Annotated in this window: 17 protein-coding genes; 14 read left to right on the top strand and 3 right to left on the bottom strand. The window is 39.9% G+C overall.

Going from position 1 to position 12874, the window contains the following annotated elements:
* Positions 1 to 9: 9 nt before the first annotated feature.
* The gene (locus EDD69_RS07905; RefSeq protein ID WP_132948418.1) at positions 10 to 447 is read right to left on the bottom strand and encodes a YkyB family protein; all 438 of its coding nucleotides are present in this window, start codon (positions 445 to 447) and stop codon (positions 10 to 12) included.
* 106 nt (positions 448 to 553) lie between these two features.
* Between EDD69_RS07905 and ppx the strand changes: the two genes are divergently transcribed.
* From ppx to EDD69_RS07885, 4 genes are read left to right on the top strand one after another with little or no spacing between them, the layout of a single operon-like run.
* Positions 554 to 2110, top strand: coding sequence for an exopolyphosphatase (ppx, locus tag EDD69_RS07900; RefSeq protein WP_279388140.1), 1557 nt, complete (start codon positions 554 to 556; stop codon positions 2108 to 2110).
* The gene (locus EDD69_RS07895; protein ID WP_132948417.1) at positions 2107 to 4200 is read left to right on the top strand and encodes an RNA degradosome polyphosphate kinase; all 2094 of its coding nucleotides are present in this window, start codon (positions 2107 to 2109) and stop codon (positions 4198 to 4200) included. Before ppx ends, EDD69_RS07895 begins: the two co-directional genes overlap by 4 nt.
* 15 nt (positions 4201 to 4215) lie before the next feature.
* The gene (gene crcB / locus EDD69_RS07890) at positions 4216 to 4614 is read left to right on the top strand and encodes a fluoride efflux transporter CrcB (RefSeq protein WP_132948416.1); all 399 of its coding nucleotides are present in this window, start codon (positions 4216 to 4218) and stop codon (positions 4612 to 4614) included.
* Positions 4615 to 4618: 4 nt separating this feature from the next.
* Positions 4619 to 4954, top strand: a complete 336-nt coding sequence (locus tag EDD69_RS07885; protein ID WP_306420891.1) for a fluoride efflux transporter FluC — start codon at positions 4619 to 4621, stop codon at positions 4952 to 4954.
* Here EDD69_RS07885 and EDD69_RS07880 read toward each other — a convergent pair.
* Complete coding sequence (locus EDD69_RS07880; protein WP_132948415.1) at positions 4943 to 5809, bottom strand: metallophosphoesterase; 867 nt, start codon at positions 5807 to 5809, stop codon at positions 4943 to 4945. The genes EDD69_RS07885 and EDD69_RS07880 overlap by 12 nt on opposite strands.
* Positions 5810 to 5963: 154 nt before the next feature.
* Between EDD69_RS07880 and fadH the strand changes: the two genes are divergently transcribed.
* The 3 genes from fadH (at position 5964) to EDD69_RS07865 (ending at position 8336) form a co-directional block, all read left to right on the top strand.
* The gene (gene fadH / locus EDD69_RS07875; protein ID WP_132948414.1) at positions 5964 to 6716 is read left to right on the top strand and encodes a 2,4-dienoyl-CoA reductase; all 753 of its coding nucleotides are present in this window, start codon (positions 5964 to 5966) and stop codon (positions 6714 to 6716) included.
* 127 nt (positions 6717 to 6843) lie between these two features.
* A complete protein-coding gene (locus EDD69_RS07870; RefSeq protein WP_132948413.1) occupies positions 6844 to 8064 on the top strand; it encodes an EAL domain-containing protein in 1221 nt (406 codons plus the stop codon).
* A 41-nt stretch (positions 8065 to 8105) separates the two neighbouring features.
* Positions 8106 to 8336, top strand: coding sequence for a hypothetical protein (locus EDD69_RS07865; protein ID WP_132948412.1), 231 nt, complete (start codon positions 8106 to 8108; stop codon positions 8334 to 8336).
* A gap of 33 nt (positions 8337 to 8369) precedes the next feature.
* Here EDD69_RS07865 and EDD69_RS07860 read toward each other — a convergent pair whose 3' ends face one another.
* Positions 8370 to 8585, bottom strand: coding sequence for a hypothetical protein (locus EDD69_RS07860; RefSeq protein ID WP_132948411.1), 216 nt, complete (start codon positions 8583 to 8585; stop codon positions 8370 to 8372).
* 112 nt (positions 8586 to 8697) lie between these two features.
* Between EDD69_RS07860 and EDD69_RS07855 the strand changes: the two genes are divergently transcribed.
* From EDD69_RS07855 to EDD69_RS07825, 7 genes are all read left to right on the top strand, one after another.
* Positions 8698 to 8937 (top strand): YkuJ family protein, encoded by a 240-nt coding sequence (locus tag EDD69_RS07855; protein WP_132948410.1) that lies wholly within the window; start codon positions 8698 to 8700, stop codon positions 8935 to 8937.
* 102 nt (positions 8938 to 9039) lie between these two features.
* Positions 9040 to 9234 (top strand): antirepressor AbbA, encoded by a 195-nt coding sequence (gene abbA / locus EDD69_RS07850; RefSeq protein ID WP_132948409.1) that lies wholly within the window; start codon positions 9040 to 9042, stop codon positions 9232 to 9234.
* Positions 9235 to 9344: 110 nt separating this feature from the next.
* A complete protein-coding gene (gene cbpB, locus EDD69_RS07845) occupies positions 9345 to 9761 on the top strand; it encodes a cyclic-di-AMP-binding protein CbpB (RefSeq protein WP_132948408.1) in 417 nt (138 codons plus the stop codon).
* Between the two features lie 67 nt (positions 9762 to 9828).
* Positions 9829 to 10539: a 2,3,4,5-tetrahydropyridine-2,6-dicarboxylate N-acetyltransferase gene (gene dapD / locus EDD69_RS07840; RefSeq protein WP_132948407.1), complete on the top strand. Its 711-nt coding sequence runs from the start codon at positions 9829 to 9831 to the stop codon at positions 10537 to 10539.
* Positions 10540 to 10584: 45 nt separating this feature from the next.
* Positions 10585 to 11706: an N-acetyldiaminopimelate deacetylase gene (locus tag EDD69_RS07835; protein WP_132948406.1), complete on the top strand. Its 1122-nt coding sequence runs from the start codon at positions 10585 to 10587 to the stop codon at positions 11704 to 11706.
* Between the two features lie 58 nt (positions 11707 to 11764).
* Positions 11765 to 12007, top strand: coding sequence for a YkuS family protein (locus EDD69_RS07830; RefSeq protein WP_132948405.1), 243 nt, complete (start codon positions 11765 to 11767; stop codon positions 12005 to 12007).
* A 235-nt stretch (positions 12008 to 12242) separates the two neighbouring features.
* Entirely contained in the window at positions 12243 to 12785 is a 543-nt protein-coding gene (locus EDD69_RS07825; protein ID WP_132948404.1) for a peroxiredoxin, read from the top strand.
* Positions 12786 to 12874: the final 89 nt, after the last annotated feature.

Below are 12874 nucleotides of genomic sequence, written 5' to 3'. Positions count from 1 at the left end.
CCCTTTTGTTTACCAATACGTTTTTCCTAAGCGTTTAAAAATAGGTCGTTCGTAACGTTTTTGTGACGGTGGAGTTGGTGGACAAACTCCAGTATAGGATTCCAACAATCGTTTTGCTTGAGATAAAGGCATTTTGGCGACCGGATTGCGATATGAATCATCCAATGTGCCAAGATGAGGAAGATGCTTGAAGTCTTCTTTTGTTGGAGGAATGTGGAAGTAATAATCACCAATCGAAACGAGTACGTCTGATTTTTGCTGACTATTTTTTGGATTGCGCGAGAAATGAAGACCGACTTTTTTCGCTTTTCCTTCTTCGATTAATTTTTCGATTGTTTTTTTCTTTAACAAATATAAATAAGAGGGATTTAATGCGGTTTTTGCATGTCGATTCACCGTAAATAGGGCTTTCGATAAATTCTCAATGGTACATTCGACCGTTTCCATTCCAACAAGCTCCTTTTTTAAAAATTTTTATAGTTTTATTATACATGATTTTACGCTATTTTGAAAATTTTTCAATACAATTTCCAATGATATATAATGAAAGAGGGTGAAAAAGTTGACGGAAAAATATGGGATTATCGATATCGGTTCAAATACGATGCGTCTCGTTATTTATAAGCGCGGCAGAAGCGGCCGATTACGCGAAATTGAAAATGTGAAAGTAGTAGCGCGTTTGCGCAATTATTTAACAGATGATGACGAATTAACAGAAGAAGGGATTCGCGTTTTGCTCGAAGGATTGTTCACATTTCAAGAAGTGACTCGCTTTCATCGTTTGACGAATGTCAAATGTGTCGCAACCGCTACCCTTCGCCAAGCGCGCAATCGAAATGAAATTGTACGTCTCGTTGCCGAGCAAACGGATTTTCATATTCGTATTTTATCTGAGTATGAGGAAGCGTATTACGGTTTTTTAGCCGTCGTCAATTCAACATCATTGTCAGAAGGAATTACGATCGATATTGGCGGGGGAAGTACGGAAGTGACCTATTTTCGCAATCGAGAGTTGATCGATTATCATAGCTTCCCCTTCGGTGCTTTATCATTAAAACGACAGTTCGTTTCAGGAAATACCCCAACGGAAGAAGAGTTGAAGAAGATCTCATCCTATGTAACTGAACAATTTCATTCGCTCGATTGGTTAAAAAATAAAAAATTGCCGATCATCGCGATCGGTGGAAGTGCACGAAATCTTGTTCAAATTCATCAAGTTTTAAAAAACTATCCGATTGCTGGCATTCATCAGTATGAAATGGATTGGAAAGATATTGTCACTGTTAAAAAATATTTGACGTCCTTAACATTTGAACAGCTACAAAAAGTGGAGGGGTTGTCGAAAGACCGAGCCGATTTAATCATTCCAGCCATTGAGGTGTTTCAAACTCTATATGAAACAGTTGATGCAAAAAAATTTATTTTAAGTCGAAAAGGATTGCGCGATGGTATTTTTTACGAGCAGTTTATTCAAACGTTGGGAACGTCGATCTTTCCAAGCGTATTAGAAGAAAGCTTTTTTGAACTTGCGCAAGATTATGAGCTGAATGTGGATCACGTACGACATGTCACAAAATTAGTCATTCAGCTATTTGAACAAATTCGGAATCTCTCCCTTTTTCCTTTGACAGGTGAAGATCTTGTTTTATTAAAACGAGCCGCTCATGTTTTTTATTTAGGGCAATATATTGATGAAGAAGCGAGCAGCCAGCATACGTTTTACATATTGGCAAACCGTACGATTGATGGATTGAGTCATCGCGATCGAGTGAAGCTAGCTCTCATCGCTTCGTTTAAAAATAAAACGGTATTTAAGCAGTATGTAAAACCATTTGAAACGTGGTTTTCGCGTGTGGAACAAAAACAGCTTCGCTTTCTTGGGGCGTTGTTAAAGTTTGCTTATAGTTTAAACGATACAAAGCGGCATATTGTTCAACAAATAAAGATCGAGATCGAAAACGAAAATGTCATGATTCACCTTTTTTGTAATCGTAGTTGGCGGGCAGAAGAATATCAAGCGGAAAAACATAAAAAGCATTTGGAAAAAATGTTAAAACGTTCGATTGAACTAAAATTTCATTTTCTTGATGAACTGGGGGGAGTCAGGTGAGCGTTGACCTGAGCAATCCGATGTATTACAATAACCGCGAATTAAGCTGGCTTGCATTTAATGAGCGAGTATTGCAGGAAGCATTGGACGAGCGCAATCCACTTTTAGAACGTTTAAAATTTTTAGCCATTTTCAGTTCGAATTTAGATGAGTTTTTCATGGTGCGTGTAGCAGGACTGAAGGATCAAGTAAAAGCAGGATTTAATAAGCCGGAAAATAAGGCAGGTCTGACTCCGAAACAACAATTATCAAAAATTTCTGAAAAAACACATCAACTTGTTCAGTTGCAATATGAAACGTATAACAAAATGCTGTTGCCGATGTTAAATAAGGAACAAATTTTTATTGTGCCGATGAATGAATGGACAGATGAACAAAAAACATATTTAGAAACTTATTTTATGGAGAATATTTTTCCGGTGTTAACACCGATGGCGGTCGATGCGTACCGTCCGTTTCCAATGTTATTAAATAAAAGTTTAAATTTAGCAATCGTACTGGATGATGAGGAAGAAGAGGAAGAGAAGCGGCGCAAGTTGGCGATTGTTCAAGTTCCTTCTGTGTTAAATCGATTTATATCTTTACCAGCAGCAGAAGGCGTGTATTGTTATGCCTTGCTGGAAGATGTGATTACAGCCTTTATTAATACGTTATTTAAAGGATATACCGTCTTATCTGTCACGCAGTTTCGCATCACCCGAAACGCAGATTTGACGATTCATGAAGAAGACGCGCGCGACTTATTAAAGAAAATTGAAAAAGAATTGAAAAAGCGAAAATGGGGGGCTGCTGTTCGGCTGGAAATGAGCCAAAACGGCTTTGATGAATGGGTGTTGTCTTATTTATTGGATAAGCTTGAGATCCATGAAAAAGATGTATATAAGATTGATGGACCGGTTGATTTGACGTTTCTTTTTCAATTTTATAAAGAAGTGGCTCAATATAAAGAGCATCTTGTGCATGAAACGCTCATTCCACAACCGCCAAAAGATTTGGACGGAGAAGAGGATGTGTTTGAAAAAGCAAAAGAACAAGATCTTCTTTTTCATCATCCTTATGAATCATTTGAGCCGATCATTGATTTTGTCTCGGATGCAGCGGATGATCCGGATGTGTTGGCGATCAAGCAAACGTTATATCGTGTAAGCGGAGATTCACCGATTATTGAAGCGCTTAAACGTGCGGCTGAAAATGGAAAACAAGTAACCGTGCTTGTGGAATTAAAAGCGCGGTTTGATGAAGAAAAAAACGTCCAATGGGCAAAAGAATTAGAAAAAGCAGGTTGTCATGTCATTTATGGCTTTACCCATTTAAAAACACATAGTAAAATTACGCTTGTCGTTCGAAAGAAGAATGGGAAAATTGAACGTTTCGTGCATATAGGAACAGGAAACTACAACGATGTCACCGCCAAAATTTATACGGATTTAGGGTTTATTACGTCGAATCGAAAGTTTGCCGAAGATGCAACGAACTTCTTTAATTATTTAAGCGGGTACATGGAAAAGCCAGATTTTCACTATTTATCGGTAGCTCCTTTTGATCTTCGTCAGCGTTTTCTTCAATTGATTGACGAAGAAATTCGTTTTCATAAACAATATGGAAATGGTCGCATCATCGCCAAAATGAATTCGATAACAGATAAAGAATTAATTATGAAGCTGTATGAAGCTTCACAAGCGGGAGTTCAAATCGATCTCATTGTACGCGGAATTTGTTGTTTGCGTCCGCAAATCAAAGGGGTAAGCGAAAATATTCGCGTTCGCAGCATTGTCGGGCGCTTTTTAGAACATAGTCGCATTTACTATTTTCATCATAACGGAGAAGATCTTGTCTTTTTATCGTCTGCCGATATGATGACGCGAAATATGGATCGGCGAATTGAAATTTTATTTCCGATTTTTGCAGAGAGATTGAAAAAGCGTATTATGAAAATTTTACACATCCTTCTCTCCGACAATGTTAAGGCGCGCGAACAAGACGAATATGGCGAATATCATTATGTCCAGCGAAAAGAAGGCGAAGAAGAAATCGACAGCCAAATGGTTTTATTTAACATGGCCTATCACGTAAAAGATGATGAAGAATAGAAGGTGACGGAATCGATGGATGTAAAAATGGGAAGTGCGGCGGCTGTTGGTGGAGCGCTTGGGGCAATCAGCCGCTATGTTTTATCTATTTGGATGCCCGTTGTCTCATTTCCTTTGGCAACGCTTATCGTGAATTATCTAGGCTCTTTTATTCTTGGCGCGTTGACCGAATATGCTGGGAAAAAAAGAATAAACGAATGGGTGCGTCTGGCGATTGGAACGGGATTTTGCGGCGGGTTGACGACGATGTCAACGTTTAGTAAAGAGATGGTATATATGTTTCAAATTGAAAAAGAGGGAAGCGCTCTCGTTTATTTCATTAGCTCGCTTGTTGGCGGATTGTTGTTTTGTTTTCTTGGGACGAATGTTGCGGCTCGGATAGTGGAAACGAAAGAGACGTTGGCAGGTGAATGATATGATGACGATTGCGATCGGCGGAGCGCTTGGCGCCTTTTGCCGCTATCAGTTGGGCGTTTGGTTATTGCGCTGGACGAAGCGTTTCCGTCTCCCTTTATCGATGCTGGTTGTCAATTGGCTCGGTTCGCTCGGCCTCGGTTTGGCTCTTCACAACGGAATCGATGCGCCAGGCGTGACGGTTGGTTTTTTCGGAGCGTTTACAACATTTTCTACGTTTAGCGTGGAGGCGTTGCAGCTTCTCGTGCATAAAAAATATATGGATGCGGGCATCTACATGGCCGCATCGTTATTCGGTAGCATCGTTTTGTTTAAAGTCGGTTTCACATTAGCGCTGTGAACCGACTTTTTTGCTTTTTAATGTGAACATTGTTAATTCTGGAGGGGAGAGAAAACGGAACGGCATGCGTGTCGTCCCAAGACCGCGATTCACGTATAACCTCATCCCTTCAACATCATAAAATCCCTCATAATATTTTTTAGCAAGCGGTGGCGTAATGAGCGGTCCGATGAATGGGAGTTGAATTTGCCCGCCGTGACTATGCCCAGAAAGCTGCAAATGAATTGGATATTGAGCGGTTTGATCTGCTGCATCAGGTTCATGCAATAAGGCAATCGTGTAAATAGAGGAAGATAATTGGTTAGCAATCGGTGTAAAATCGGGTTTTCCAAGCATGAAATCATCGAGCCCAACAATCATGATTTTATTTTGTTCGTCTAGCTGAATGATTTTTTGATCATTGACAAGTAAATCGAATCCTGCTTTCGTCATGATTTCGCGGTAAATGTCCGTTCCATATCCTCCATGGTCATGGTTTCCGTAAATGCAAAACTTCCCTAACGGTGCTGATATTTCTTTTAGAAGCATCGTCACTTCGTTTGTGTAATCATATCTGTTTGGCTCATCAAGCAAATCGCCAGTAAAAAAAACGATATGAGGGCGAAGGGAATTGATTCGTTTCACGACTTTATGAAATTCATCAACATCATAATAATAACCTAAATGCACATCGCTGAACTGTAGCAATTTGATCCCATCGAAACGAGCAGGAATGAGTGGATGAGCAATCGTATAAGAATGAACGACAAGTCGTTTCGGTTCAATATATTTTGCGTAAAAATAACCGATCGATGTAAATAGAGCACCTTTTGCAAAGTTGGAAAATAATTTTTTTAAAAATGTTCTTCTCTTCATCGACTCACGACCTACACTTCTTTGGAGTTTCTACTTCATTATAAAGCAAAAAAACAAACAAAACAGTAAAAACAAATATTATAAATTTTCTAAATATATAGTAAAATAAAAATGAATGAATAACCACTCATTAAATAGAAGGGAGCATGGGGGTATGAAAGATAAAGTCATCATCATCACGGGCGGATCAAGCGGCATGGGAAAATATATGGCAAAGCGGTTTGTATCGGAAGGAGCGAATGTCGTTATCACGGGCAGGAAAGCTGAAGCGCTAGAAGAAGCGAAAAAAGAAATCGGTGATGTGTTGACCATTGCGATGGACGTTCGAAAGCCTGAATTAGTGGAAGAAATGGTGAAACGAACGCATGAACAGTTTGGACGAATCGATGCGCTAATTAACAATGCAGCAGGAAACTTTATTTGTCCAGCTGAGAAATTATCGATTAATGGCTGGAATAGCGTGATTGATATCGTGTTAAATGGAACGTTTTATTGCAGTCGAGAAGTAGGGAACTATTGGATTAAAACAGGACAAAAAGGCTCGATTATTAACATGGTGGCTACATATGCATGGAATGCGGGGGTTGGTGTCATTCATTCTGCTTGTGCAAAAGCAGGAGTGTTAACGATGACGCGAACGTTAGCGGTCGAATGGGGAAAAAAATATGGATTTCGTGTGAATGCGATCGCCCCTGGACCGATTGAACGGACAGGAGGAGCCGATAAGCTTGTCCAATCGGACGAAATGGCCAAACGAATAAAAGAAAGCGTCCCGCTTGGAAGATTTGGAACGCCTGAAGAAATTGCAGCGGTTGCTTCGTTTCTGCTTTCTGAGGATGCTGCATATATCAATGGTGCTTGCATAACAGTTGATGGAGGACAATGGCTCAACCAGCATCCGTTTTAAAAGCAAAGCGAGCGTGGTTTCAGTTATTTGAAACCACGCTTCACTATTGTATACGCATGGTTTATTCATTATGGTATAATATTTGGAAACATGTAGCGGAGAAGCGGAGAAGTGGGGGGAAACAATGATGGATCCGCTAGATATTCTTACTCACTTAGATCAAGTCGTGCCTTATTATCAACCGATTTTCAGCGCCGACGAACAATGCATTATCGGCTATGAAGTGCTTGGTCGATTTCAAACAGCAGATGGAATTGTTAGTCTCGGTTCGTTTTTCCATGATGAAACGATTCCTGAAGAATTTCGCATGGAAGTCGATCAAACGGTAACGATGAAAGCGTTCGATCAATTTTTATATGCACAAGACCCATCTTCGCTCATTTTTATTAATCGCGATGCAAATTTGCTTATGCTTGATCGTGGCGAAGCATTTTTGCAAATGCTTTTACGATATAAGGAAAAAGGATTGAAGCTCGAACGGATTGTATTAGAGATTACCGAACATAACTTTAAAGGGGATATTCAACAATTAGGCCATGTACTTACATATTTTCGAACGTACGGAATAAAAATTGCTGTCGATAACATTGGAAAGGAAAGCAGCAACTTAGACCGCATTCGCTTATTGTCTCCCGATATTTTAAAAATTGATTTACAAGCTTTGCGAACGACGTCGGTGAGTTTATCATATCATGACGTTCTTTATTCCATTTCATTGCTGGCGCGCAAAATCGGAGCGACCTTGTTATATGAAGACATTGAAAGTTCTTTTCAGTTGCAGTATGCTTGGCGCAACGGCGGACGCTATTATCAAGGATACTATTTGTCTGAACCGTCGGATCAATTTCTTCCATCTGATTTTTTAAAAGAACGTTTACGTCAGAAGTTTCATCAGTTTATTCAACATGAGAAAAAGAAGCTGCAAACATTATACGATATTTCCGAACAGTTTCAGTTAAAAATTGGGGAACTGTTGGCGAAACATAAAAAGATTCAAGATTTTAACGAACTCATTTCTTTGCTTGCAAAAGAGCTGAGCGATTGCTGTTTTCGCATCTATATTTGCGACGAAGATGGTTTTCAACGATCAGCCAATATTTTTAAAAAAGATGAAGGATGGGAATTACAGCCGCAATATTATATGAAAAACTGGAGTTGGCGTCCGTATTTTCTCGAAAATATTATTCGCATGCGCTCGCGCAAACGAGGAATTTTATCTGACTTATACAGCGATATCGAAACGGGGGAGACGATTCGAACGTACTCTTATCCGATCGATGAGCATCATTATTTATTTATTGATCTTTCTTATGCCTATTTGTTTGAACATAATGCACATTTGTCATAAAAATGGCCTCACGGTGGAAAAGTAAACGTGAGGTGACAAAAATGGATCTATTATCATGGGTTTTATTAATCATTGCGTTACTCGTGCTAACGGGTGGTTTATTGTATACGTACAGGATTGGTAAAAGGCAGAAGCTTCAAGGGGAATATGATACAGAAATCGATGAAAAAGTGGCGGAGCATCCATACATCCTCAATCCCGTTTTTCTTGCTTATTTCATTGGCATTGGTTTAGTCATTGTTTATGCGTTGTATGTCGCTATCCGTGCATAAGCCCACGTTTCGCTTGTGGGCTTTTGTTTTTGTTTACTTTTCTAAACAATCTTGGTACAGTAGTGAATGGTCGATTTGTGAAATGTTTTCGCCTCTTGACGGATAAACTATATATGATAAGCTTAATTTTCCGACATGAGCAAGCTTTTCTGCCACTTCCCCGAACGAAAACGCCATCAGACAAATGAATTTGTCTGCCATGCGTTTTACGTTCGGGATCGGCATGCTTCTAGCATGCCGGGGCGTCAAGAAAAATCTTGCCGCCGATGGCAGAAAAGCGGTTTTCTATTCATGATGAGATAAGTCGGAAACTCAACTTGAATCTGTATAGAGAAGAAGCGTGTTAGAAAGGAGAAGGGCGATGTCACAGTTGTTAGGAATTATTCAACGTTTAATTAGTTTACAAGAGCAGAAAATGGGGAACAATGAAGCGCCGCAGCGTAATTTTGAAGTCAATGGCGAAAAAAAATGTAGCGTCACCTATTACGAAAAAACAAATACATTTGTTCTTGAAGTGTATGAAAAAGGGGAAAAGCCAAAATCGTATCAATTTGATAACATTGACATGATCGCAATAGAAATTTTTGAACTGTTAAACTAAGTCTTCACATGGGTGAAGGCTTTTTTTTATGAAAATGAACCATATTTTCAGAAGTTTTGTGTATATATAAAATGAAAATAAATCGTCAAGGAGCAAGAGGAAATGGAGAGAAGAATGGATCAACAATTGTCAATGGAAGAACAGCAGTTACTTGTGGATCTTTTATTTACGCAACAATATGCGATTGAGTTAATCAGCGCTGAATTGGCCGATATTGAATGCGGTTATAAGCAAGTCGATGCGCAGCGTTACAAACAGCTTATCGGTTTATATGATCGGGTTCGCGCGTTTGGTTGATCGCTTACAAGCGATCGTATTTTTGTTATAAAATGTAAACGCTTTCTTTTTTGCGAGTATGTTAAAATGAAACATGGGGAGATTTCAGATCGAGAAAGGCGGAATGATTGATGCACCTAAGTTATCTTTCTGAGTTCATGATTCCATCAGATAAAGTGGCCCATGTACAAATTGGTAATCACTTGGAGCACGCGCTTTTAGTGTTGACGCGCACAGGTTATTCTGCTGTTCCGGTGCTTGACCGCACATATAAATTACAAGGGTTAATCAGTATGACGATGATTATGGACGCAATTTTAGGATTGCAACGAATTGAGTTTGAACGCTTGGAAACGATGAAAGTCGAAGAAGTCATGAATCGCGATATCCCCCGACTTCGTGTTCACGATTCTTTTTTAAAAGGGTTGAAGTTGTTAATTGATCATCCATTTGTTTGCGTAGAAAACGATGAAGGCTATTTTGAAGGGATTGTGACACGAAGAGAAATATTAAAACGATTAAACAGACAAATGTATCAATCGCAATAACCCTCTTGTCATCAATGAGTTCGTTTGTTACAGTTAGAAAATAAGGAAAGTGAAGGAGGATGAAAAGATGAAAATGATGGATGCTCATGAAATTATTTCTTTTATTCAAAACAGCAAAAAAACAACACCAGTGAAAGTGTACATAAAAGGTGAATTAGATGGCATTGATTTTGGTCCAAGCGCCAAAACATTCATCACTGGCAATACAGGCGTTGTTTTTGGCGAATGGTCTGAAATTCAAGCCGCTTTAGAAGCAAATCGAGATAAAATTGAAGATTATGTCATTGAAAACGACCGTCGCAATTCCGCGATTCCGCTATTAGATATGAAAAACATTAAAGCGAGAATTGAGCCAGGGGCGATTATTCGCGACCAAGTTGAAATTGGCGACAATGCCGTTATTATGATGGGCGCGGTGATTAACATCGGCGCCGTTGTCGGCGAAGGAACCATGATTGATATGAATGCGGTGCTCGGCGGACGGGCGACGGTAGGTAAAAGATGCCATATTGGTGCAGGTGCGGTATTAGCCGGGGTGATTGAACCACCGTCAGCGAAACCGGTTATCGTGGAAGATGACGTACTAATCGGGGCTAATGCAGTCATTTTAGAAGGGGTAACCGTTGGAAAAGGTGCGGTAGTGGCTGCCGGTGCGGTTGTCACTGAGGATGTCCCTCCATATACGGTAGTGGCTGGCGTACCAGCGAAGGTCATTAAACAAATTGACGAAAAAACAAAAGCGAAAATAGAGATTAAAGAAGAACTTCGTCAATTATAAAAGCGTGGATATTTTCCACGCTTTTTTGCAAAGGAGAGAACTTCGATGAACAAGTTTGTTTCCATTCGACGGGATTTGCATCAAATTCCTGAGCTCGGCTTTCAAGAATTTAAAACGCAGCAATATTTGTTAGATTATATTGCAACCTTACCGCAGGAACGATTAGAAGTGAGAACATGGCGGACAGGCATTTTTGTGAAAGTGCATGGCGTTCGACCGACAAAAATGATCGCTTACCGCGCCGATATGGATGGATTGCCGATCGAAGAAGAAACCGATGTGCCGTTTCGCTCTCGTCATGAAGGGAAAATGCATGCGTGTGGTCATGATTTTCATATGAGCATCGCCCTCGGTGTGTTAACGCACTTTGCTCATCATCCGATCCGTGACGATTTATTATTTATTTTTCAACCGGCTGAGGAAGGTCCGGGCGGCGCGTTGCCGATGCTTCATAGCGATACGATGAAAGAATGGATGCCAGACATGATTGTCGCTTTACATATTGCCCCAGAATATCCTGTTGGCACGATTGCAACGAAGGAAGGATTATTATTTGCAAACACATCGGAACTATTTATTGATTTAAAGGGAAAAGGTGGACATGCAGCTTTTCCGCATTTAGCGAACGATATGGTGGTTGCTGCTTGCGCATTAGTCATGCAACTTCAATCGATCGTTTCACGAAATGTCGATCCGTTAGATAGTGCGGTGATTACGATTGGAAAATTGACGAGTGGAACGGTACAAAATGTCATTGCTGAACATGCTCGTCTAGAAGGGACGATTCGCACGCTTTCTGTTGCATCGATGGAAAAAGTAAAAGAGCGAATTGAAGCCATTGTTCGAGGAATAGAAGCCGCCTATCAATGTGAAGCCACCATTGATTATGGTTCGATGTATCATCAGGTCTATAATGATGAAGCGTTAACAGCTGAATTTATGAGTTTTGCGGAACAACTTCCAGATATTCGCGTCATTCGTTGCAAAGAAGCGATGACGGGAGAGGATTTTGGCTATATGTTGGCGGAAATTCCTGGATTTATGTTTTGGTTAGGAGTTGATTCACCGCATGGTCTTCATCATGCGAAACTCACTCCAGATGAGCGGGCGATTGACAAGGCGATTGCTTTGCTAACTTCTTATATTGCTTGGAAAGGGAACAACTAACTCTGTATATTCCCACCTCCCTTAAGACACATTATGTAAGTGTGGAGGTGGATGAACGATGGCGAAAATTGGTGTGGAACCATCATTAACAAACGTAAAAGAAGCATTGAAAGAAAGAGGACATGAAGTCGTTTCGCTTCGCCAAGAAAGCGATGCGAAAGGCTGCGATTGTTGTGTCGTCACTGGGCAAGATTCAAACGTAATGGGCATTCAAAATATTGTTACAGCTGCTTCTGTCATTGAAGCAAGCGGTTTAACAGCAGATGAGGTTTGTCGGAAAGTTGAAGAGAAGTTGCGCTAACGACGCAAAAAAAGACTAGGACGTTTCCTAGTCTTTTTCTAGAAATTTTTCTAGAAAGATAAAAAATATTGGGAAATAACAAAAATGAAACGAGTAAGTAATAAAAAACAACTATCTATTTAAATTAATTATCATTTAATTTTGACTAAAAATATTGCTTTTAGTATAATTTTACTTGCGGATAAGCTAAATCATCGAGACTCAATGAAAATTATAAAAATGGAGGGATGTACATATGGCAGAGCGCATGGTAGGAAAACAAGCTCCTCGCTTTGAAATGAAAGCGGTTATGCCAAATGGTGAATTTGGAACAGTATCATTAGAAGAGAATATGAAAAATGGAAAATGGACAGTTCTTTTCTTCTATCCGCTTGACTTCACGTTCGTTTGCCCAACAGAAATTACAGCGATTTCTGATCGCTACGATGAGTTTGAAGATTTAGATGCGGTTGTCATCGGCGTTTCTACAGACTCTGTATATTCTCATAAAGCATGGATCAATACACCACGCACAGAAAACGGACTTGGTGAAATTAAATATCCGTTAGCAGCGGATACAAACCATCAAGTTTCTCGCGATTACGGCGTATTAATCGAAGAAGAAGGAATTGCGCTTCGCGGTCTATTCATCATCGATCCAGAAGGCGAATTAAAATATGCGGTTGTTCATCATAACAACGTTGGCCGCAACGTTGATGAAGTATTACGCGTTCTTCAAGCATTGCAAACTGGTGGCCTTTGCCCAGCAAACTGGAAACCAGGTCAAGCAACTTTATAATAAAAACATCCATGAGTAATTTTACTCCCCACCCATGCATGAAAATCCATCATTCCTTCCCATAATGGATATGAACGCAAACAGTTTTG

This window comes from Thermolongibacillus altinsuensis (genome assembly GCF_004341205.1).
GTDB classification, from domain to species: Bacteria; Bacillota; Bacilli; order Bacillales; family Anoxybacillaceae; genus Thermolongibacillus; species Thermolongibacillus altinsuensis.
This window is presented reverse-complemented; position numbering and strand designations above follow the sequence as displayed.